At 30.8% G+C, this 23782-nt stretch carries 22 protein-coding genes and 1 pseudogene; 16 read left to right on the top strand and 7 right to left on the bottom strand.

The annotated features are described in order from the left end of the window. Window positions 1-2: 2 nt before the first annotated feature. Entirely contained in the window at window positions 3-1049 is a 1047-nt protein-coding gene (potA, locus tag B8978_RS17325) for a spermidine/putrescine ABC transporter ATP-binding protein (RefSeq protein ID WP_084117550.1), read from the bottom strand. A 31-nt stretch (window positions 1050-1080) separates the two neighbouring features. Further along, window positions 1081-1620, bottom strand: a complete 540-nt coding sequence (locus B8978_RS17320; protein ID WP_084117549.1) for a helix-turn-helix domain-containing protein — start codon at window positions 1618-1620, stop codon at window positions 1081-1083. A gap of 231 nt (window positions 1621-1851) precedes the next feature. On the opposite strand from B8978_RS17320, the gene B8978_RS17315 reads away from it, so the two are divergent. Together B8978_RS17315 and B8978_RS17310 are read left to right on the top strand one after the other, a co-directional pair. Then, a complete protein-coding gene (locus B8978_RS17315; protein WP_479723217.1) occupies window positions 1852-2835 on the top strand; it encodes an alpha/beta hydrolase in 984 nt (327 codons plus the stop codon). A 186-nt stretch (window positions 2836-3021) separates the two neighbouring features. Beyond that, window positions 3022-3480 (top strand): annotated as a pseudogene (locus tag B8978_RS17310) (IS256 family transposase); the annotation flags it as partial. Window positions 3481-3749: 269 nt separating this feature from the next. Here B8978_RS17310 and B8978_RS17305 read toward each other — a convergent pair. From B8978_RS17305 to B8978_RS17295, 3 genes are all read right to left on the bottom strand, one after another. Next, window positions 3750-4955: an IS256 family transposase gene (locus tag B8978_RS17305; RefSeq protein WP_176212743.1), complete on the bottom strand. Its 1206-nt coding sequence runs from the start codon at window positions 4953-4955 to the stop codon at window positions 3750-3752. Between the two features lie 494 nt (window positions 4956-5449). Next, on the bottom strand, window positions 5450-6529 hold the full coding sequence (gene asd, locus B8978_RS17300; RefSeq protein ID WP_084117546.1) for an aspartate-semialdehyde dehydrogenase: 1080 nt from the start codon (window positions 6527-6529) through the stop codon (window positions 5450-5452). Between the two features lie 224 nt (window positions 6530-6753). After that, window positions 6754-8841 carry a glutamine synthetase III family protein gene (locus B8978_RS17295; protein WP_084117545.1) on the bottom strand — a complete coding sequence of 696 codons (2088 nt, stop codon included), beginning with the start codon at window positions 8839-8841 and terminating at the stop codon, window positions 6754-6756. Between the two features lie 352 nt (window positions 8842-9193). Between B8978_RS17295 and murI the strand changes: the two genes are divergently transcribed. The 5 genes from murI (at window position 9194) to B8978_RS17270 (ending at window position 13674) form a co-directional block, all read left to right on the top strand. Then, the gene (murI, locus tag B8978_RS17290) at window positions 9194-9967 is read left to right on the top strand and encodes a glutamate racemase (protein WP_084117544.1); all 774 of its coding nucleotides are present in this window, start codon (window positions 9194-9196) and stop codon (window positions 9965-9967) included. A gap of 85 nt (window positions 9968-10052) precedes the next feature. Then, a complete protein-coding gene (locus B8978_RS17285) occupies window positions 10053-10568 on the top strand; it encodes a peptidylprolyl isomerase (protein ID WP_084117543.1) in 516 nt (171 codons plus the stop codon). A gap of 52 nt (window positions 10569-10620) precedes the next feature. Next, window positions 10621-11001, top strand: a complete 381-nt coding sequence (locus B8978_RS17280) for a DUF3783 domain-containing protein (protein WP_084117542.1) — start codon at window positions 10621-10623, stop codon at window positions 10999-11001. Window positions 11002-11026: 25 nt separating this feature from the next. Beyond that, entirely contained in the window at window positions 11027-11704 is a 678-nt protein-coding gene (locus tag B8978_RS17275) for a helix-turn-helix domain-containing protein (protein WP_084117541.1), read from the top strand. Between the two features lie 170 nt (window positions 11705-11874). Beyond that, window positions 11875-13674 carry a heme NO-binding domain-containing protein gene (locus tag B8978_RS17270; protein WP_084117540.1) on the top strand — a complete coding sequence of 600 codons (1800 nt, stop codon included), beginning with the start codon at window positions 11875-11877 and terminating at the stop codon, window positions 13672-13674. A gap of 87 nt (window positions 13675-13761) precedes the next feature. Here the strand turns inward: B8978_RS17270 and B8978_RS17265 are convergent, their stop codons facing one another. Together B8978_RS17265 and B8978_RS17260 are read right to left on the bottom strand one after the other, a co-directional pair. Beyond that, window positions 13762-14661, bottom strand: coding sequence for a radical SAM protein (locus B8978_RS17265; RefSeq protein WP_139796081.1), 900 nt, complete (start codon window positions 14659-14661; stop codon window positions 13762-13764). A gap of 20 nt (window positions 14662-14681) precedes the next feature. Continuing rightward, window positions 14682-15728 carry a YkvI family membrane protein gene (locus tag B8978_RS17260; RefSeq protein ID WP_084117539.1) on the bottom strand — a complete coding sequence of 349 codons (1047 nt, stop codon included), beginning with the start codon at window positions 15726-15728 and terminating at the stop codon, window positions 14682-14684. Between the two features lie 176 nt (window positions 15729-15904). Between B8978_RS17260 and B8978_RS17255 the strand changes: the two genes are divergently transcribed. The 9 genes from B8978_RS17255 to B8978_RS17215 all read left to right on the top strand — a co-directional run bounded on the left by B8978_RS17255 (window position 15905) and on the right by B8978_RS17215 (window position 23561). Then, window positions 15905-17059: a hypothetical protein gene (locus B8978_RS17255; RefSeq protein WP_084117538.1), complete on the top strand. Its 1155-nt coding sequence runs from the start codon at window positions 15905-15907 to the stop codon at window positions 17057-17059. A gap of 647 nt (window positions 17060-17706) precedes the next feature. Beyond that, window positions 17707-18645, top strand: a complete 939-nt coding sequence (gene mnmL / locus B8978_RS17250; RefSeq protein ID WP_084117537.1) for a tRNA modification radical SAM protein MnmL/YtqA — start codon at window positions 17707-17709, stop codon at window positions 18643-18645. A gap of 87 nt (window positions 18646-18732) precedes the next feature. Next, window positions 18733-19842: an ABC transporter ATP-binding protein gene (locus B8978_RS17245; RefSeq protein WP_084117536.1), complete on the top strand. Its 1110-nt coding sequence runs from the start codon at window positions 18733-18735 to the stop codon at window positions 19840-19842. Window positions 19843-19853: 11 nt separating this feature from the next. Then, on the top strand, window positions 19854-20798 hold the full coding sequence (locus tag B8978_RS17240) for a PucR family transcriptional regulator (protein WP_084117535.1): 945 nt from the start codon (window positions 19854-19856) through the stop codon (window positions 20796-20798). A 140-nt stretch (window positions 20799-20938) separates the two neighbouring features. Beyond that, window positions 20939-21649: a 2-phosphosulfolactate phosphatase family protein gene (locus B8978_RS17235; RefSeq protein ID WP_084117534.1), complete on the top strand. Its 711-nt coding sequence runs from the start codon at window positions 20939-20941 to the stop codon at window positions 21647-21649. Window positions 21650-21784: 135 nt separating this feature from the next. Next, entirely contained in the window at window positions 21785-22297 is a 513-nt protein-coding gene (locus tag B8978_RS17230) for an RNA polymerase sigma factor (protein ID WP_139796083.1), read from the top strand. Then, complete coding sequence (locus B8978_RS17225; RefSeq protein WP_084117532.1) at window positions 22294-22743, top strand: hypothetical protein; 450 nt, start codon at window positions 22294-22296, stop codon at window positions 22741-22743. Before B8978_RS17230 ends, B8978_RS17225 begins: the two co-directional genes overlap by 4 nt. Next, on the top strand, window positions 22733-23257 hold the full coding sequence (locus B8978_RS17220) for a hypothetical protein (RefSeq protein ID WP_084117531.1): 525 nt from the start codon (window positions 22733-22735) through the stop codon (window positions 23255-23257). The genes B8978_RS17225 and B8978_RS17220 overlap by 11 nt, the downstream gene beginning before the upstream one ends. Further along, complete coding sequence (locus B8978_RS17215; protein WP_084117530.1) at window positions 23250-23561, top strand: LiaF transmembrane domain-containing protein; 312 nt, start codon at window positions 23250-23252, stop codon at window positions 23559-23561. Before B8978_RS17220 ends, B8978_RS17215 begins: the two co-directional genes overlap by 8 nt. The last annotated feature ends 221 nt before the right edge of the window (window positions 23562-23782 follow it).

Below are 23782 nucleotides of genomic sequence, written 5' to 3'. Positions count from 1 at the left end.
AATTATTCACTAGCCTTTCTCATAATATGAATATCATCAGGAGTTATTTTTATACCGATATTTTTTCCTACTGACACTTGCATAGTATTATGAATTATCCATTCGGTATTATATATCATAGCTTTAATTTCATAATGTACTCCTCTAAATACTACTGAGGTCACCTTTCCTTTAAGCATTCCTTCAGCTTCATCAGTTATTTTTATGTCTTCAGGTCTTATAACAACTTCAACGGCTTCGTCTTTATTAAAACCTTTATCTACACATTGAAAATCTTTTCCCTCAAAGTTAACTTTAAAATCCTCCAGCATAATTCCATTAATGATATTGCTTTCTCCAATAAAATTTGCAACAAAGCGATTTTTAGGTTCATTATAAATATCCTCTGGTGTTCCAATTTGTTGAATTGCACCCTTGTTCATTACTACAATTGTATCAGACATAGTAAGAGCTTCCTCTTGATCGTGTGTAACAAAAACAAAGGTTATTCCAAGTTGCTTTTGAATTTTCTTAAGTTCAACTTGCATTTCTTTTCTAAGTTTTAAATCAAGGGCTCCAAGAGGTTCATCTAGAAGTAAAAGTTTTGGCTCATTTACAAGAGCACGAGCAATGGCTACTCTTTGCTGTTGACCACCACTTAAGGAGTGTGTTGCTCGTTTTTCAAAACCATCAAGATCCACAAGTTTAAGCATGTTTTTAACTTTTTCTTTAATTTCTTTTTCGGGAAGTTTTTTTATTCTAAGTCCAAAAGCAACGTTTTCATATATATTCATATGAGTAAATAATGCATACTTTTGAAATACAGTGTTTATCTGCCTTTTGTGTGGAGGAACATCATTTATTTTATTATCCTCAAAAATAATATTTCCAGAGTCCACATTTTCAAAGCCTGCGATTATGTTTAAGGTAGTTGTTTTACCACAGCCACTAGGTCCGAGCAATGTTATAAATTCATTTCTTCTTACATGAAGGTTAAGATTTTCAATTACAACATTTTCTTCATATTTTTTTGTTATATTTCTTAGTTCAATAAGTATGTCTTTCTCCATAATTTTTTATTAACACCTCTCTTATTAAAATTTAAAAGGACGGAGGAGTGCTTATCCAAATAAACTTAGCTGGCTTTTTACCAGCATTATATACTTGATGGTTTACATTTGGTTTAAAATAGAAGCTCTCACCAGTCTTTATTTTGTATTTTTTATTTCCTAGACGAAGCAGAATGGTACCTTTTAAAACATATCCAAATTCTTCACCTTCATGAGGTTCATCTTCAATATAAAAACCACCTTCCTGTAGGGTGATCATAATTGGTTCCATAGAGTCTTTTTGAGAATTTGAAACAAGCCAAGTAAGATTATATTTAAGTTTTTCATCAGAGGTTTCAGACATATCCTCCTTTGTGAAAACTACTTTTTCCTGATGGTCCTCACTAAAAAATTCATTTAGATTTGTACCAAGCACATCAAGTAAATCAATGAGAGTGGCAATTGATGGTGAGGTTAAATCACGTTCAACTTGAGATATAAAGCCTTTAGATAATTCACATCTATTAGCTAATTCTTCTTGAGTTAATTGTTTTTCAATCCTAAGTCCTTTTATCTTTTCTCCAATTTCCATAGTACACCTACCAGTTTTTTACTTAATATCTTGATAACAGTATATGTAAACTTTAAGTTTAAATATACTAAACTTACAAGAAATAATTATACAAATATTTTTGGAATAAAGCAACAGTTAATAATAAAAAAATAGAAAATGCTGATATACAATATAGAAATAATGAAATATAATTATGTAAATGATATTGTTTGTGAGTTTTAAATTATTTTAGTACAGGGGATGAAATATATGATTATATGTATAATTATTATCATAGTTATAATAGCATCGATAACGTATGGAGGTAATTACTTTTATAACTTGGCAATCAATCCAGCTATATCAAAGGATAAAGTTTTTGGTAGTGATGAAGATAAAGAAGATGACAAAGTAAAATTGGAAGAGACAAGTGGAGAGGATACAAAAGAGGACAAAGAATGGATTATAAAACATTCAGGATATAAAGATTTATATGTAACATCAGTTGATAACTTAAAACTCCATGCATATGAAATAAAGAATTCTATACAATGCCATAAGTGGACAATTGTTGTACATGGGTATTGTAGTGAAGGAAATACAATGGGAAGCAGGGCAAAAGTGTTTTATGAATTGGGACATAATGTTATAATTCCAGATTTAAGAGGGCACGGCCAAAGCGAAGGTCATTATATTGGAATGGGATGGCATGATAGACAAGATATTTTGACTTGGATTAATTACATAATAAAGCAGGATAAAAATTCTGAAATAATTTTATATGGCATATCCATGGGAGCAAGTACTGTTATGATGACTTGTGGAGAGGAACTTCCATCTAACGTTAAAGTTGCTGTTGAAGATTGCGGATATACTTCTGCATGGGATGAATTTTCTTATCAATTAAGATTATTATTTAAAATGCCTAAATTTCCTATAATGAATTTTGCGAGTATTGTAACTAAAATACGTGCAGGCTATGATTTTAAGCAAGCATCAGCCTTAAAACAAGTAGCTAAGTCAAAAATACCTATACTATTTATTCATGGAAGTAATGATGATTTTGTTCCATATTCAATGAGGGATAAGTTATATGCAGCAGCAAATTGTGAAAAACAAAGATTAACTATAGAAGGGGCCGCACACTGTAAGTCATATATAGTAGACTCAAAATTATATTGGTCAACAATTATTAATTTTATCGATAAGTATGTACTTTTAGAAGAGGTGTCAAAAGATAGTGACGTATTGTAAGAAGGATAGATGAGACATTGAGATGTCATTAAAACGTAATAGTGAGAAATTGCGAAGTACGGGCGAATGGTTTTCACCAATGCTTCGCGGTGAAAAGGTGAAGGGTCGCTAAAGCGAGGTGAAGGGTTTTCCGTGGGAAAAAGCTATGGATGATTTTTCTCCGCTATGCGTGCGAAAAATCTTTGAATATTGGATGTAATTCATTTTAGAGTTAGAGGTGAGCATGAAGGTGCTAAGTTTTGGTTATCAGTATGCAATGACCTTAAAAACCGCAGCATCAAAGACATCGTTCTTGCATGTATGGATGGACTTAATGGACTTCCTGATGCTATTAAAGTTGTTTTTCCTGAGGTTAACATCCAATGTTGCATAATCCACCAAATAAGAAATTCTATGAAATATGTAGCTTCAAAAGATATGAGAGCATTTATGAAAGATTTAAAACCAGTTTACAAAGCTGTTAATGAAGCTATGGCCGTCGAAGCTTTAAAAGCCTTAGACTCAACCTTGGGAAGCAAATATCCAATAGTAATACAATCTTGGAACTATAACTGGGAGAACTTATCAACTTATTTTGATTTTCCACCAGAAATTAGAAAGATAATATATACAACCAATGCTTTAGAAGGCTTCAATAGGCATCTTAGTATTGTTTTTGGTGATAGACTTGAACAGTATATTTAAAAACTAAGCTTGTACTTTTTGAATAAGCATGATTTAGTAATAACCTAAAAAATAAAAATTACTACAGGAAAGGGTGTGAAATTTTCTCTGTAAATTGACTTTCTATGATAATAATTTGAAGGTAGGATAGCCACAGAAATGACTTCCTGCCTTGTTTTTAATATATGATTAAAAAATGGGTATGTCAAGAACACCTTCTTGTAAAGGCGTTTTTTATGTTTGGATTTTTTCTATTCAGAAAGTCTTCCTTCATACATTATGGACAGTTCACCATATACTTTTCCCCAGTTTCGAAGTGTCATTGTCCATTTCTTTGTGGCTTCAAAAGTTGCTAGATACAAAGCCTTGAGCAGGGATGTATCAGTGGGAAATACGCTTCGTTGCCTGTTAAGTCTGCGATAAGTACTATTCAGGCTTTCAATGGCGTTCGTCGTATATATGACCTTCCTTACATCTGAAGAAAACTTAAAAATTGGGCTTATAGCATCCCAATTTGTTTCCCAGCTCTTCATTGCGTTAGGATATTTATCCTGCCATTTCTCTGTGACTTCCGTCATATTCGCATGACCGATTTCTTCTGACGGAGCATGGTATATTGCCTTTAAGTCTTTTGCAAAAGCTTTCTTGTCTTTATCAGGTACATATTTTAAAGTATTACGTACCTGATGAACAATACATCTCTGGTACTCTGTCTTTGGAAATGCAACTGATATGGATTCTTTAATGCCGGTAAGGCCATCAGCACAAAGGATTAGTATATCCTTTACTCCTCGGTTTTTTAGTTCATTTAGAATGCTGAGCCAGTATTTACTGCTTTCATTTTCTCCAATTTGAATGGATAATACTTCTTTTCTTCCTGCATCATTGATACCCAAAACAACATATGCAGCAAGTTTTCGGATGACATTATTATCCCTGACGGAAAAATGTACAGCATCAATAAAAACGATTGGATATACAGCTGCTAAGGGACGTTGCTGCCATTCTTCAATTTCTGGCAATAATCTGTCGGTAATGTCAGAAATCATTCCTTCACTTACCTCAAAGCCATAAATATCTTCGATGGTTTCTGATATTTGCCTTGTCGTCATGCCTTTGGCGTACAAGGAAATAATCTTATCATCAATTGCTGAAATATCTTTCTGACGTTTTCTTACTATCCGAGGTTCAAAAGTACTCTGACGATCCTGCGGAACATTTATGTCCATTTCACCATACTTACTTCGAATTTTCTTGGATTTGCTTCCATTTCTATAGTTTGGTTCATTAGAACGGTCATATTTTTCATAGCCCAAATGATCATCCATTTCTGCTTCCATCATTTCTTGTATAGTACCACCAAGTAGATCTTTCAAAGCATCCTGAATATCTTCTGCTGACTGAATATTGTATTCATCCAGAAGAGCTGTAATAATATTTTTCTTTCCTTGGGTCATTGGTTTTACTTTGTAAACTTCTTTTTTTCTTACCATAATAAATGGCCTCCTATGATTTTTATTTTATCATAGAAAGCCATAATAATAATTCTAATTTACAGACTTTTTTTCACAGGCTCCTACAGGAATATTTTCCTATAGTAATTTCCAGTGAAATCTCTTCTCTTTTATTCTAATTTACACAGAACCGTGTACGTTCTCCACATAAACACCAAAGGCTATGCCTAAAAACAAAACCTACGGTTAAAATATATAGTAGCGTTATCTCTAAATATTAAGCCCTATAAATTCATTATTTTTCCGACATAAGGAGGAAAAATTTTCTTAGCCTTTATGGATCTATCCATAAACACTTCACCTTTTATCCGCGCCTAGCAGGGATAAAACCCATCACCTCGCCATTTGGCGACCATTCACCTTTTAATGTGCGAAGCAATCGTTAAAACCCTTCACAGTACTTCTCAATTTCTTTATATCACGTAAAACTATATAATTTAGTCAAAATATCCTTCTTTATAAAGTAATTCAGCAGTTAATAGTGCTCCACCAGCTGCACCACGAAGTGCATTGTGGGAAAGACATACAAACTTGTAATCAAAAAGAGAATCTTCTCTTAGCCTTCCAACACTAACGCCCATACCCTTTTCAAGTTCTCTATCAAGCTTTGGCTGTGGTCTAAAATCATCCTCAAAATAAGTTATAAATTGAGCTGGGGCTGTAGGAAGTTCTAAAAGTTGAGGTTTTCCTTTGAAGCTTTTAAAGCTCTCAAGAATCTCTTCTTTTGAAGGCTTTTCTGCAAAAGAAACGAATACAGCAGCAAGATGTCCATCAGCAACAGGAACTCTTATACATTGAGAAGTAATTTTAGTAGCGTCCGTGTTTACGATTTTATTTCCTTCAATGTGGCCCCATACTTTTAATGGTTCCTCTTCACTTTTTTGCTCTTCACCGGGTATATAAGGAATAACATTATCCAATATTTCAGGCATTTCCTTAAAAGTTTTACCACTTCCAGAGATAGCCTGGTAGGTACATGCTAGAATTTTAGTAGGCTTGTATTTTAAAAGTGAGCTTATAGCAGGAACATAACTTTGTATAGAACAATTTGGCTTTGCTACTATAAATCCTTTTTTTGTTCCAAGTCTTTCTCTTTGTTTATGGATTATCTCAAGATGATCAGCATTTACTTCTGGTATTACAACAGGAACATCATCAGTAAATCTGTGTGCAGAGTTATTAGAAACTACAGGAGTTTCATGTTTTGCATATGCTTCTTCAATTTTTTTTATTTCAGCTTTATCCATATTTACAGCACAAAATACAAAGTCAACTTGTTTGCAAATTTCATCTATTTCATAAATGTCTTTAACAACAAGATTTTTAATATATTCAGGCATTGGGGATTCAAACTTCCATCTGTCTTTAACTGTATCAAAATAAGTTTTTCCAGCAGAGCGTTTACTAGCTGCTACTACTTTAACATCAAAATATGGGTGATTTTCGAGAAGTGTTACAAATCTTTGGCCAACAAGTCCAGTGGCGCCAAGAAGGCCTACGCTTAATTTTTTGCTCATTATTAATCCCTCCATGAAAAGTTTTGATTTATAGTATAATTATACACTAAAACATTGATATGGTGGGCGCATAAAATGTTGTAAATGTTGTAAATTGTGCTATGTTTTTTTATTAAAATGAAAATTGCAAAATACTAACAATTAAATAATTGCAAGTTTATAAGCATTATTAATGTTTATAAAAAAGGACCCATGCTAAAAAGCATGAGTCCTATATATTTATATTATACTGTGAATAAAAGTTCACCGTAAGTTGGTAATGGCCAGAATTCACTGCCAACTATAGTTTCAAGTTTATCTGCAGCAGCTCTTACAGCTCCCATTTTTTCAAATACATCAAACTTATAAGCATAAGCTACAGCGTAAGCATCTTCATCTATAGATTCAGCTTTAAGTGTTGATGCTTCAAGAGCAGCAATAGCAGCTTTTAATTCAGCAGCAAGGCTAGCAACTTCAGTTAATAACTCAGTTTGAACACTTGCATCTACACCAGCAGCTTTAACTGCAGCAACTGATCCAGCAAGACTAGTTTCAAATTTAATAACAGCAGGTAAAATCTGACGTTTTGCTATTAAAAGTGTTGTAGCGGCTTCTATACTGATTGTTGTTGAATAATTTTCAAGAGTAACTTCATAACGTGAATGCATTTCTGTTTTGCTTAATACTCCGAATTTTTCCATTACAGCTACATTTTTATCAGCTATTAAAGCTTTTGCTGCTTCAACAGTAGTTTTTATGTTTGGTAAGCCTCTTCTTTCAGCTTCAGTTACCCATTCATCTGAATAACCATTTCCGTTAAATATAACTTTCTTATGTTCTTTAACAATTTCAGTTAAAATAGTTTGAACTTCAGCTTTTACATCAGAAGCTTTTTCAAGTCTATCTGCTATATCAGATAGAGTTTCTGCAACTATTGTATTTAATACAGTATTACAATCAGCTATATTACCTGATGAAGGAACCATTCTAAATTCAAACTTATTTCCAGTGAACGCAAATGGTGATGTTCTATTTCTATCAGTTGCGTCTATTTTAAGTACAGGAAGTGTAGAAACTCCAAGATTTAAATCAGATGCAAATTTTGAACTAGTTGCAACACCTTTTTCAAGTTGTTCTATGATATCTTCTAATTGGTCACCTAAGAATATAGAAATAATTGCAGGTGGAGCTTCATTAGCACCTAAACGGTGATCATTACCAGCATTTGCAGCTGAAACTCTAAGTAAATCAGAATATTCATCAACAGATTTTATTACAGCAGTTAAGAATAATAAAAATTGAAGGTTTTCATTTGGAGTTTTGCCTGGTTCAAGAAGGTTTTCGCCATCATCAGTACCCATTGACCAGTTGTTATGCTTACCTGATCCGTTAACACCAGCAAATGGTTTTTCATGAAGTAAGCAAACTAGACCATGTCTTAATGCAACCTTTTTCATTATATCCATAGTTAACTGATTGTTGTCTGTTGCTACATTTGTTGTTCCAAATATAGGAGCAAGCTCATGTTGTGAAGGTGCAACTTCGTTATGTTTTGTTTTTGCAGGAATTCCAAGTGCCCAAAGTTCTTTGTCTAAATCTTTCATGTAATCAGAAACTCTTTGTTTTAATGTTCCAAAATAATGATCATCTAATTCTTGACCCTTTGGAGGTTTTGCACCAAATAGAGTTCTGCCTGTATATATAAGGTCAGGACGCTTGTCATAATATTTTTTATCAACTAAGAAATATTCTTGTTCAGGTCCAACTGTTGTTATTACTTTTTTAGTTGTTGTGTTTCCTAATACTTTTAAAACACGTAGAGCTTCTTTTGAAAGAGCTTCCATTGAACGAAGAAGAGGTATTTTTTTATCCAAAGCTTCTCCCGTATATGAAACGAAAGCAGTTGGAATATATAATGTTCCGTCCTTTACAAAAGCAGGTGATGTTACATCCCATGCAGTATAACCTCTTGCAGCGCAAGTTGCACGAAGACCGCCTGAAGGGAATGAAGATGCATCTGGCTCACCTTTAGTTAATTCTTTACCAGAAAACTCTAATAATGCTTTACCATCTGAAGTAGGGGAAACAAAAGCATCATGTTTTTCAGCTGTAGTATCAGTTAAAGGTTGGAACCAATGAGTGAAGTGAGTAGCACCTTTTTCAACAGCCCAGTCTCTCAATGTAGAAGCAATAACATTTGCAACTTCTAAATCAAGCACTGCACCTTTTTCAATTGTCTTTTTTAAAGCTTTATATGTAGCTTTTGGAAGACGTTCCTTCATAACAGCATCTGTAAATGCATTTGAACCATAATTTTCATTAAAATTGCCCATTTAAAATTCTCCTCTCGTAATTAAAAGCTATGCTTAAATTATTATCGTGTTATTTTATGTTGTTAAACTTAATTATAATCTTATACCCGTTAATTATAATATAATTATTAATGATGTACAAGATTAATTATAAATTTTCTATTAGAAGTTTGATAATATTGAAATTTTGTTAAATTATAATGAAAAATGGGTAAAAAAGCACCAAGTAAATATTAGTAAATGCATTTATTAGAATAACTACACTTTTTTTAAATATATATGTGAGTTATAATTAAAAAGTTAAAGTAATTAATACGGCTTCTACATGGGTTTATTAGCCTGTGGAGGCTTATATATGACTTGAGGTGATGTAATGGAAATTCAGAATAAACCAATAGGTATATTTGATTCTGGGGTTGGTGGTATAAGCGTTTTAAAGCAGGCAATTAAAGTACTTCCAAATGAAAATTTCATTTATTATGGCGACTCAAAAAATGCACCATATGGAACAAAGACTGTTGATGAAGTTAAAACCCTCACTTTTAATGTGGCAGATTACCTAATAAATAGCGGTGTCAAAGCTCTTGTGGTTGCGTGTAATACAGCAACTAGTGCAGCTATTAATGATCTTAGGAAAAAGTATAAAATGCCTATAATAGGTATAGAACCAGCACTAAAGCCTGCAGTTTCATTAGATAGAAAAGGGAAAATTCTAATTATGGCAACACCAATGACGCTTGCAGAAAAGAAGTTTCACAATCTAATGAAAAAATATGAAATTAAAGCGGAAATAGAATCACTACCATGTCCAGGACTTGTGGAATTAATTGAGGATGGAATTTTTACGGGTGAAGAAATAAATTTATACTTAAAAGAAAAGCTTTCACCGTACATAAAGTATGGAATAGCAGCTATAGTGTTAGGATGTACACATTATCCTTTTATTAAAAGAGAACTTGCGAAAATTGTAAAAGATGTTCCTATAATTGATGGTAGTTTAGGGACTGCAAAGCAGCTTAGAAAGAAATTGGCTGTAATGAAGTTGCTAAATAATAGTAGTGAGAAGGGTAAAGTTGAAATTTTAAACTCTCTTGATGATACAAGGATAATTGAAATTAGCAATATGCTTTTAGAAATGGATATATAATGTAGAAAATTATACAAGCATTCCTTATTTTTTTCTACATTCTAGTGTATAATAATGTTATAAAATAGCATGGAGGAGATATAAAATGATACCAATAGTTACAATCAAAATGAAAAGCGGAGATGTAATGAAAGCAGAACTATATAAAGATGAGGCTCCAAATACAGTTAAAAACTTTATAAGTCTTATAAATAAAGGATTCTACGATGGTTTGACTTTCCACAGAATTATACCTGGATTTATGATACAGGGAGGATGCCCTAAAGGAAACGGAACTGGAGATCCTGGTTATTCTATAAAAGGTGAATTCACAAGCAATGGTTTTAAAAATGATATAAAGCATACAGAAGGTGTTTTATCAATGGCTAGAGCTATGAGCCCAAATTCAGCAGGTAGTCAGTTTTTTATAATGGTTGCAGATGCACCTCATTTAGATGGTCAATATGCAGCTTTTGGAAAACTTACTGAAGGACTAGATGTAGCAAAAAAAATAGTTGCTTTTAAAGCTGACTATAATGATAGACCACTTGAAGATGTGGTTATTGAAAAGGTTACAGTGGATTGTTTTGGGGAAGAGTATGGTGAGCCAGAAACTGTTTAATCTTAATAATATTTATAAATAGATATACATTTATGAGGGGTGTGAAACAAATATGGGACTAAGTAACGATAAATTAATTTTAGTATATGGTTTTAATCAAGAAGAGGTAGTTAAAATTGGCGAGTTTATATTAGCTGATGATGTTGCCAAACTTAAAGTTATTGATAGTGGTATGGCCACTATGAAAATCGGAAGCATAATTGAAGGTTTAAAAATATCTACTGCAAGTAATATAGTATCAAATCAAAAGGTGATTTTATTTAATAATTTAGATGATAAAGAACTTCAAAATTGTGTAACTAATTTTAAGCAGATTGTTGGCACAGATGTTATTTTTGCAGTAGTTACAGAAACCTCCATTAAATGGACGTTTAAAGAATTATTAGAGCACCTTATTGAAGAAAAAAAGTGGGCAAGTAGAAGAAAAAAATAATACTTTAATTAAGGATTGATGTTATATGACGAGAATTGGAGATAAAATAAAAACATTAAGAAGTGAAAATGGAATGACTCAGAAAACTCTAGCTAAAAAGCTAGGGGTTTCTGAGAAATTTATAAACGAAATTGAATCGGGTAAGAGGGTTGCAAACGAGGCAATTATAACTAGAATTTCTAAAATATTTGGCAAGCAGTTAGATGATGTAAATATGTACGCAGAAGAACAAGCTGCTGAAAAAGCTGAAAAGAAGGAATATACAAAAGTAAATAAGGTAATTAAAAAATCAGAAGCAAATGATGTATGGAGTGATGCATTAAGTTCTATATTGAAAAATGTACCAGTTTATAATATGGATCTAAAAACGGTTATTTCAACAAGACAACTTCCCGTGGTTGCCAATAAAATAGAGGGATATGCTCAAGATAAAGTATCTTTTGTAGAAATCGAAAATGATGAAATGCTTGGATTTAGGATAGCAAAGGGTGACATTGCATTTGTTCATATGACAAGTGAAATCATAAACAATTCAATATGTATAATAGAATATAATAATGAAAAGATGATAAGACAAATAAAAAAAATAGATAGCAGTAAAATTCTTTTGATAAGTAATACGAGCAGTGTTAGAACTCAGACTGTTAATACAAAAGAGTTAAAGGTGTTAGCTAAACTTGAAAAAGTAGAAATTAAATTGTAATTTAATAAAAATAATTATTAAGTAGGTGCATTTATTAAAAAACAATGTATAATTAAAAGGAATACAGGAGACTAAATAATTGATAATTATTTAGGGCAGTATAAGGAATACAGGAGGCTAAATAATTGATAATTATTTAGGACAGTATAACGAACACAGGAGGTGCACATATGAAAGGAACCGTTGTAGGAACTTGGGTAAAAACTTGTCGAAAACTTTATAGCGACGATGTTGTAAATGAGGCTCTAGAAAAAATAGGATATGGAAGCAAAAAAGTATTTTCACCAATTGAAGATGTAAAAGATGAAAATGTAAATGAGTTTATGAAATATATCTCAGAAAAGCAGAATGTGACGCTAAAGGAACTTTGGAGAGCTGTTGGAGAAGATAACATATATTCATTTCATCATGATTATCCAGCATTTTTCAAACATGACAACTTATATTCATTTTTGAGAACCTTATTTGATATCCATGTAGTAATGACACAAAGATTCAAAGGTGCAAAACCACCAATTGTTTCTATTGAGGCTATTTCTAGCAGGGAGGCAATTTTTACTTATAATTCTAAAAGAGGTATGTTCGATTATCTTGAAGGAATGTTAGTAGGAGCTGCCAAATTTTTTAAAGAAAAAATTGAAATAGAGGTATTGGAGTCTACGCCAAGCTCTGTAAACTTAAAAATTAAATTCGATAAAGATATTTATTATAAAAAAGTCTATAGAATAAACAAAATTCTCTCTTTAGGTTTTATAAAAAATATAGAAGGTAAAGCTGCTTTAATAACATTTTTAATTTCAATAATAACTTCTATACCACTGCTTGGCACTAATAATATAATAAAATCAATTATTACAGCGGTTATAGCTGGCGTTGTTACTTTTATAGGCGTAAAAATATTAATGAGACCTAAAAGATTAATAGAGAAACAAATTGAAAAGATTAATAATCACAATTTTGTCGTAGATAGCAAGATTGAAACTGGAGATTATTTTGAAAAAATATATGACGAACTTATAAAACACCAAAAAATGATAAGCAAAGATTTTGTTGGCTTTAAGGGTATTACAGATGAAATGAATAGTTTTGTGAAGAAGATAGAGGGAATAGCTAGTGTAATGAGAACTACTTCCGAAGAGATATCAGGAGTAGTTGAGCAATTGGCAAACACAGCAGTTGATCAAGCTCAGAATACGCAAGATTGTGCAACAACATTAAATGAAAATGTTAATTCTTTAAACAATTTAGTAAAGAAGGAAAATAACAATAAGGAACAGCTAGAACAAGCAATAGATATAATAAATGACAGCTATGAAAATGTTGAAACAACTAGTAAAAACATAATGAATAGTTTGACAAAATTCCAAGAAGTTAAAGATAAGGGTGTAGAATTAGGTGGAAAAGCTAATGATATTAAGGAAATTGTATTGATAGTATCATCTATATCTGAACAGATAAACTTATTAGCGCTTAATGCTTCTATTGAAGCCGCACGTGCGGGAGAAGCAGGAAGAGGCTTTAGTGTAGTAGCGGAAGAAGTAAGGAAACTTGCAGAGCAGACAGGTTCAGCTGTTGAAAAAATAACTAGTAATTTAGAAACTTTTGTTGGAGATTTGCATGGACTTGTTGAGAAGATAGGAACACAATATGGCGTGCTTCACAATGAAATTGGAACACTTCAAGGTGTAAGAGATTTGAGCTATAAAGCAAAAGTGTCAGCAAAAACAGTTTCAGAAGAAATGATTAAATCCGCAGATAAATTGGACAAAGAATCTAAGTATATGTCAGGTATATCGCAGAATATAGAATCTTTAGCGGCTATAGCTGAAGAAAATTCAGCTTCTTCAGAAGAAGTAAGTGCCAGCGTTATAACATACACAACTGGAATTAAAGAATTAACTGACAATATGGGTGAATTTAAAAAAGTTACTGATGGATTTACTGAGGATTTAGAGAAATATAAAATATAAAGAACAAAAAATATATTTATAATAAATGGCTTGTTTCAGCTTAAGGAAGTGTAAGGTAATTTCTTAAACTGAGACAAGCCATTATTTTTATACACCTCTTAAATCAAAATGTGGTACAAAACTTTCCTTAACAGTACCATCTTCTTGAATAAATGCATTTTTAATACCTATATCTATGCAATGATTTATTAGGCTGTCATAATGTTTGGGGTTTAAAGGTTTGTTTATTTCCGGGTATTCTTTGGAATTAAACATAGGTGTATATTGGTTCATAATGCTTATATAAATGTTATCCCCATATTTATTATATATGTAATCAATTAATTTTTTAGAGTCAAATAGGAGTCCCGGAAGCATAAGATGCCGTATGATTACACCGCTAGTTAAAAGGCCGTCTTTATTAAAAATAAGTTTTGGAGCTTGCTTAAACATTTCATCTATAGCTTTAGAGGCAAACTCAAAATAGTTAGATACTTTTGAATATTTTTTTGCATATTTGTCACTCATATATTTTAAATCTGGTAAATATACATCAATGTAACCATTCAAGGCTTTAATAGTATCTATATTTTCATATCCATTACTGTTATATACAATAGGTATTTTTAGGCCTATAGCTTTGGAAAGTTTTATGGCTTCTATAATTTGTGGAACAAAATGAGTAGGTGTCACAAGATTTATATTGTGAGCTCCTCTTTCTTGCTGCTCCATAAAAATTGTTGATAGCCTTTCTATGGAAACTTCCTTTCCAATACCTTCTTGACTTATCTCATGATTTTGACAAAACACACAATTTAGGTTACAGTTTGAAAAAAACACAGTTCCAGACCCTCTGTTTCCAGAAATACACGGTTCCTCCCAGTCATGAAGAGAAACTCTTGCTATATTTAAATTAACATTAGATTTACAAAAACCAACTTCATTTTTTAATCTATTCACGTTACAATTTCTTGGGCACAGTCTACAATTTTCCAGCATACTTAGCATAAAAAATAACACCTTCTTAATCATCTATTACGTTTATAAAATATAACACATTGAATTATAAAAATAAAGCTTATAACTCCAAAAGCAGGATATAAGAAGTTTATTAACTGTTTAAAGCCTATCTGTGAAATTGGAAGTGCTATTAACAATATACAAAATATGGACTTTTTATAACCTATATTTAAAGACTTTTCTATAGTTTTTGAAACACTATATATGTTTGAGACTTCTGTAGAAAACATTTCAAGCCAAATTATGCCAAGTAACATTATTTGAATAGTTCTACCAAAGCGGTGAACAATATATAACAGAGGTATATCATATTTATATATATATGGAATATTCATCAATAACATAAAATTAATCATTTGTGATAATAAGGTTAGAACTAAAGCACCAATTATAATGCCTATAAATAATTGTTTTTTACTATTAACTTCTTTTGTAAAGGGTACTAAAACACCACTGAAGGAGATTGTATTGAAGCTAGCATAAACCACTGATGATAAAATCCAATAGTGCTTTTCATAGGGAATGGTTTTTAATTCATGTACTGTAATAATATTTCCTGAAAAGAACACAAAAAGTATAAAAATTGTAGTTATAACTATTATTAGAGATGGCACAATAACAGAGTTGATTTCTATAAGACCATCCGTGCCTCTAAGTAACACTATAATAGTAATTAAAGACATAACAGCTATGCCTATCCAATTTGGAATGCCAAAGTATTGATGGATTAATGAACCACTTCCAGCTAATATTATTGCTGCACCACTTATCATAAAAAAGCTTGTAAGTAAATCAGTAATTTTTCCTAAAAGGCTTGAATTTACAAGGATTATAAGCTCTTTATATGAGCTTAGGTTGTATTTTGTACTTAAATCTATAATGATAAAACTTACACCAATATATATAAATGTACAAATAAAAATTCCAAGTAAGCTTTTGGGACCAAAGCTTGTAAAAAATTGTGTTATTTCTTGTCCAGAGGCGAGTCCTGCCCCAACTATTGTCCCAATGAAAACTGCTGATATTTGGAAAATTGTAAAAATAGATTTCTTCAAATTATCACTCCATTAAATGCTTGTACTATAATATTAAAATTATGCATGTTCTGGTATTGATATGATAGTATGGAAGTAAAAAAAAGTTTTTTTAATGATTATCTATGTTTTATATAAATGAATTTTATATTTTGTGGAAAACTATTATAAAATTTATTTGTATCGGGGGAAAATATATGAAGAAGACGTTAAGTATAATATTAATGTTATTATTATTGCTTTCTATGTCGTGTAGTAAAAATAATGTTGAGCAAAATACGATACTTGGGAAGTTTAACATTGATAAAGCTATAAAAACTGTAGATGATTATATGATTGCGGTTATGAAAAACGATGTTAATCTTCAAAATAAATTATATTCAAGTAAATTAAAAAAAATAAGTAATACTAAAAATAGAGAAAACCTCATCGTTAATGGATACAAATTTGATGAAATAACACAAGCTGGTGATATGGGGATAATGCAAGTGAAGGTAAGTGAAATAAATAGTAATGTACCATATGCTTCACTTAAAACCGAAACATTTAAAGTAATAAAAGAGGATAATTCATATAGAATTAAAGGTATAGATACACAAAATGAAAAGGAGCTATTTGTTTCAGGAATAAACAATGATCAGATAAGATTGAGAACTAAAAATAATGTTAAAACAAATTTGGTTACAAATTTTGATGGTATGCCTAAATATTATTATAATCAAGATGATAAGACTAAAAATGAGAAAATACCTATATCTATGGATGAATTTGGATTGGTAGGCTTAAGCTATGATGGAAATTCTGGATTTATAACAACAAAAGGTAAAAATCCATATATTGAAATAGTAAATTTTGATGAATCCATGGCAACTCAAGGAGGTGTATCAGGCCAAGGACAAGGTGGTAGCACATCTGGAGCAGGTACAGGATCAGGTACAGGATCAGGTGGTGGAAGTACTGAAAATGATATTGTGCCTGAAAAACCAATAGGTAAGGAAATAGTATCACTAGATGTAATTCCAAATGCTATTATAAAAAACTCTATATATTCTCTAAACAATAGATATCTTGTAATACAATATGCAAAAAATAATTCTGGTAACACTTTAAAGATGTATAAATGTAAAGATGGCGATGATATACCTTTTGATTTTGAAAAGAACTACCCCATAGATAAGGTAGATCTTACAATAATTAATTTTGTAAAAAATGGCCTTATATATAGGGTCACTCCAAGAGCAGCATATGTTAATGATAAGAGCTTAAAAAATATTGTTGGGACATGGCAAATTGACACTGATGAATTTAAAGTTAAATCTGTAAATGAGGCAAAGGCAAATACTTCACAGTAAAACAGTGTTTATTGGATGTGATATAATTAAGTTTATAATAGATGAAAATTGTAACCTAATATAAAGAGATTGCGAAGTAATGGTGAAGGGTTTTAACGATTGCTTCGCACGTTAAAAGGTGAAGGGTCGCCGCATTGGCGAGGTGATGGTTTTTATCCTTGCAAGGCTCGGATAAAAGGTGAAGTGTTTATGGATAAATCCATAAAGGCTAAGGAAATTTTTCCTCCTACGTCAGAAAAATAATGAACTTAATTTTATATGTCTTTAATATACAAAGATAACTCTGCTATATATTTTAACCGTAGGTTTTGCTTTTAGGCGTAGCCTCTGGTGTTAATATGATAGTTAATAATAACTGTAGATTGAACACCACGACCTGTGGTCAAAAAATGAAGAATAATATACTTTAGATAACAACTAATTAAATTCAAAGATTTTTCGTAGCATCGCGGAAAAAAATCATCCATAGTTTTTTCCCACGGAAAACCCATCACCTTTGACCAGCAAAGCGCCTGTCAAACCCTTCACCTCGCTTTAGTGACACTTGGCCTTTTTACCGCGAAGCATTGGTGAAAACCCTTCACTCGTACTTCGCAATTTATAACTATTACGTAAAAAACTTTTATATATGAGAGGGTGATAACTTAATGGAAGAAAACATAACATGGAATGGAAAAAGATATCACAGTTTAAATAGTTTTCTTAGAGGAAAATTTGGACAAAAAGTATTTAAAATATCTCTTGATGCTGGATTTTCATGTCCAAATAGAGATGGTACAATAAGTAAACTTGGGTGCGTATTTTGTAGTGAACGTGGTTCTGGCGATTTTGCAGGGGATAGGCAGTTTTCTATAAGTAAGCAATTTGAAGATATAAAAAAGATGATGAATAAAAAATGGAAAAGTGGTAAATATATAGCTTACTTTCAGGCCTATACCAATACTTATGCGGATGTAAGTATATTAAAGAAAGAATATGATGAAGCTTTAATTCAAGATGATGTTGTGGCAATGGCAATAGCTACAAGGCCAGATTGTTTAAGTGATGATGTGTTAGATTTATTAGAAGATTACAATAAAAAAACATATCTTTGGGTAGAACTTGGACTACAGACAATAAATGATAAAACTGCCAGGTTAATTAACAGAGGTTACAATTTGAATGTATTTGAGGAATCACTAGAAAAACTAAGAAAAAGAGGAATTGATGTGGTAGTACATACTATCTTTGGGCTACCTGGAGAGTCTAAAGAGGACATGCTTAAAACTATAGATTATATTGCACATAAAGATATAAAAGGTATAAAAATCCACCTTCTGCATCTTATGAAAGATACGCCTTTAGTTAATTTATATGATAGTGGTAAACTTAATTTTTTAGATGAAAAACAATATATTGATCTAATATGTGAATCAATAACCAGGCTTCCAAAAAGCATAGTAATACATAGGCTTACCGGGGATGCACCAAGAGATCTTTTAATTGAACCTAAGTGGAGTCTTAAAAAATGGGAAATTTTAAATGAAATCGATGGCAATATGGAGAAAAAAAATTTATACCAAGGTTTGTACTTTCATACAAATTAGCTAGGGTACTTTTGTCACTTTTACAAATGGATAAAAGAAATGTAATGGTTTAAAATGAAGACATAAGAAAGTTAGGGGGAGTTATACATGTCAGATTTATCATTAAAACACATATATAAAATATATCCAGGAGACGTAACAGCAGTAAAGGATTTTAACCTTGAAATAGAGGATAAGGAATTTATTGTATTTGTTGGACCTTCAGGTTGTGGAAAGTCTACTACATTAAGAATGATAGCTGGTCTTGAAGAAATATCAAAAGGGGAACTTTATATAGGTGGGGAATTGAAAAACAATGTTTCACCTAAGGATAGAGATATAGCTATGGTATTCCAAAACTATGCACTTTATCCTCATATGACAGTTTTTGATAATATGGCATTTGGATTAAAGCTTAGAAAAATTCCTAAAAAACAAATAGAGGAGAAAGTTAGAGAAGCAGCAAAAGTTCTTGACATTGAACATCTTTTAGATAGAAAACCAAAAGCTCTATCAGGTGGACAAAGGCAAAGAGTTGCAATGGGAAGAGCAATAGTTAGAGAACCAAAGGTATTCCTAATGGATGAGCCTTTATCAAATCTTGATGCAAAACTTAGAGTACAGATGAGAACAGAAATAGCTAAACTTCACAAAAGATTAGAGACAACGTTCGTTTATGTTACTCATGACCAAACAGAAGCAATGACACTTGGAACAAGGATAGTTGTTATGAAAGATGGTGTAGTACAGCAGGTTGCCTCACCTCAAGATTTGTATAATCATCCGGTAAATATTTTTGTTGCTGGATTTATAGGAAGTCCTCAAATGAACTTTATAGATGCAAAAATTGAAGATGCTCAAGGTAAAATATTCGTCAATTTTGAAGGCGAAAGAATACAATTGAATGAAGAGGCTAGTAAGGTTATTAAAGATAAAGGATATACAGGAAAAGACGTAATAATGGGAATAAGGCCAGAAAATATAGATGATGATGTTGAATTTATTGAAAAGCATAAAGATGCTGTATTTAATGCTAATGTTGAGGTTACAGAGCTTATGGGATCAGAAACCTTCTTATATTTGAAGAAAGGTAAATCTTCAATCACTGCTAAAGTGGATGGAACATCTAAAGCAAAAACAGGAGATTCTATAAAAATAGCTTTAAATTCTGATATGATTCATATATTTGATAAAGAAACAGAATTAACAATAGTATAAGGTGGTCTTTTATGAGAGAAATTAAGAATTTTCTAGAGGATCTTAGCAAGAAAACAGGCATTAACTTTAGTATAGTGAATGAAGATAGGGTTGCTATTTTTACAAGTGAATACTTTGAAGAAAATTCTAATGTCATGTACATTTCTCTTAATTTAGGAAGACAAAAAGCCAAGATATATATAAACAAACAATTTAAGGAATGTATACCTCTCTTAAAATATACTATAGAAGATAAATATAAGGAGTTATACTCTGAAAATGAAAGAGTTATAAAAGACATCTTGGATGGAAAAGAAGTATCAGATGAAAAGGTAAATAAGTTTATTCCCTTTCTAAAAGAAGGGTGTATATTATTAATTATAAAAACTGAGGGAAATATACACGACACAATAGAAGTTATTAATCAAATTTATAAGGATAATAATGTTATAACAGTTATTTGTGATGAAAACATTGTTGTTATAGTAAATTTTAAAGAAATAATGGAGCATGCAAAGGCAATAAAAGAAGCAATAAATTCAAATCTGTATTGTAAATGTTATGTTAGTTTTAGTAGTGTTTCGCATGATAAATATGAGATTAAGAAAGCCTTTGATGAAAGCAAGGAGAGTATGATGTTAAGGGAAAGATTTTCTCTTAGAGAGGATATTCTTGATTACAAAAAATTACTCTTTGAGAAAATTGTGTATAGTTTAGATTTAAGGTTTAAAGATGAATTTTTAGATAGCCTTAAATCAAAGTTTAATTCATTTGATTCAGAAATGATATCGACAATAGATGAGTTTGTAAACAGTGGTTTAAACATAAGCGATGCTGCAAAAAAATTATACATTCATAGAAACACTCTAATATATAGGTTGGATAAAATTAAAAAAGAAACTGGCTTTGATATTAGGAATTTTAAAGAAGCAACTGTATTTATAATTGGATTTCTAATTTGGAGAGAGAATAAATAAAAATTTATTTTAAACTAGCTAGATTACCCCTTATTATAAATAGACTATATTTTTCAGAAATGAAATGTATAGTCTATTAATTTTTTATGGAGTTAAATAGTAGCTAAGTGATATAATTGATAAAAGTAGGAGGTGTTTTTATGAAAATTGATGTAATAATATCTGCTGATGATATAAAAGAAGAAAAGATAAAAGGAAAATCAGTGGTAGTCATAGATATATTAAGAGCTACATCAGTAATTGTAACAGCTATAAATAATGGATGCAAAAAAGTCATACCTGTAGTAAATGTTGAGGAAGCAAAGGATATAGCCTATAAAGATAGAGATTTGTATTTATTAGGAGGAGAACGTAAAGCATTAAAAATAGATGGTTTTGATTTTTCAAATTCACCACTAGAATACAAAGCTGATGTAGTTAGAGATAAGATTGTTGTAATGACAACCACTAATGGCACACGGGCAATTAAAAGGAGTTCTAAGGCTAAAAACATAATAATAGGAGCCATGCTTAATGCCAAGGCAGTTGCAAAAAGACTCTTAGAAATAAATAATGATGTTGTTATAGTAAACTCAGGAACATATGGGCAATTTTCAATAGATGATTTTATATGTACAGGTTATATACTGAGTTTGTTAACGGAAAGCACAAACGTAGAATTAACAGATATATCAACCACAGCATTATATATATACCAACAAAACAATGATATAACTAGTTTTATAAAGTATGCGAAACATTATAATGTTATTAAAGAATTAGGACTTTTTGAAGATCTTAAATATTGTACTACAAAAGATATAACGAATGTTGTACCAGAATATAGAGATGGAGAAATAACAGCACTATAATTTAAAAAAATTTACGGATATAACCTTTTTTTATCATCCCAAAGATAAAAAAAGGTTTTTATTTTATTAATTAAAAAAATTTGAAGTGTTTTTTGTCCATAAATCGTTATATTAAGTGTAAGGATAAAAAAGGTGGTGATAGTTATTGAAAAACAGAACTTTGAAAATTATATAAAAAAGTATGAAAGATTAATCATAACCATTTGTTTATCCTTTACAAAAAATTATTTTGATGCTGAAGATTTGGCACAACAAACTTTTTTATCAGCATATGAAAACTATAAAAAATTTGATGGGGAAAATTTCAAAGCATGGATTACCACAATTGCCGCAAATAAGTGTAGGGATTATATTAAAAGTCCTAAAAGAAACATTTATAGTTTATCTAATGAAGAATGTGAAACCATAGAACATGATGGAAATTCTACAGAAGAAATTGTAATTGAAAAACAGACATCAGAAAATATAAGAAATTTGTGTAATAAATTAAATGAACCTTACAGAGCAGTGGCATTAAACTATTTCTGCGAAAATATTAAACTTTCTACTATGGCAAATGATACAGGACAAAATATAAAAACACTACAAACACAGCTTTATAGAGCTAAAAAGCTGCTTAAAATTTTGTGGAAGGAGGAATTTATATGAAAAATACTTATTTTGATGAAAATGGGCATCTATTAAAAATAGCAATTAAAAAATTTAAAGATGGTACATTGGATGATGAAAATCTAGTTTTAATAGCGAAGCACATCGGTAGCTGCGAAAAATGTGCGGATTTAATTGCCAATAGTTTTAACTTTGATGAACTTTTAGAAGCTCCATTGGGTTTTGAAGAAGAAATAGAAAACAAGATAAAAAAGAAAAAGAAAGATAATATTCAATTTATGTTTTATTCATTTAGAGTTGCTATGGTTGCATGTATTGCATTAATAGTTGTTTTTTCTAATACACTAAACATATCGGGAAACAGAAAGTTAGAATTAAACAATATAAATTCCCAAAATTTGAGTATTGTAAGTCATATTAATTCAAGTCTTAATAACTTTTCTGAAAAAGTAATTAAAATGGAGGTTTTTAATAATGAGAAATAAAAGAAATAAATTTTTAACGTTTATGTTTTCAATGTTACCAGGTGCAGGACATATGTTTATGGGATTTATGAAAACGGGAATTTCGTTTATGGCGGCATTTTTCTTCATAATATTTGTAGCAACTTTTTTAAGTATAAGTCAATTTTTATTTATTTTACCGTTGATTTGGTTTTATGCTTTTTTTCATTGTCTAAATATAGCTTCTTTAAATGATGAAGACTTTTTAAGTATAGAAGATGAATATTTATTTTCTATTGATAAAATCATTAAACTAGATAAAAATATATTTGTAAAACGAAGATTATTTGTAGGAATATTATTATTACTATTTGGAATTTATTTGCTTTGGAATACTGTTATACAAAATTTAAGCGGAATTATCCCGGATACTCTATATTCCACCATTTATAATATGTCCAATTTTGTGCCAAAGATAATCATAGGAATTGCAATAATTTTTGTAGGAGTAAAACTTATTGCCGGCAAAAAAAGGGAGAGTGAGATGGATGTTTAAAGGTAGAAGAGTAGGTACTTTAACATCAGGAATAGTGCTTATTATGCTAGGGATAGCATATCTACTTCAATTGTTTTTTCCAGCTGTTAAGTTATCAGCAATAGCATCAATGTGGCCACTTATTCTAATTTTTTTAGGTGTCGAAATGTTAGTATCATATGTTGTAAATAAAGAGGAAAAGATGAAATATGATTTTGGAGCAATATTTTTAATAATAGTTTTGTCCTTCTTTGCTATGGGAATGGGAGGAACTGAATTTGTATTAAATCATTTAGTTCAATTTAGGAATGCAGGTACGTTTTAAAATATAGTTAGGTCATAATATAAAGAAAGTGCAAAGTAAAGACTAAAGAATTTTATCGTAGCTAAAAGCTAGATAAAAAGATTAAAGAAAGCCTGCGGCTAGATGAAAGATTTGATGATGCTAAAAGCAAATTCTCTCACCATTAACGGCATTACCGTTAATTCTTTAATCTTGCCACTCTGGCAATCTTTCACCTTTTTACTCACGCAGTAGAGTAAAAA

The organism is Clostridium acidisoli DSM 12555 (genome assembly GCF_900176305.1).
In the GTDB taxonomy this organism is placed as follows: Bacteria; Bacillota; Clostridia; order Clostridiales; family Clostridiaceae; genus Clostridium_I; species Clostridium_I acidisoli.
This window is presented reverse-complemented; position numbering and strand designations above follow the sequence as displayed.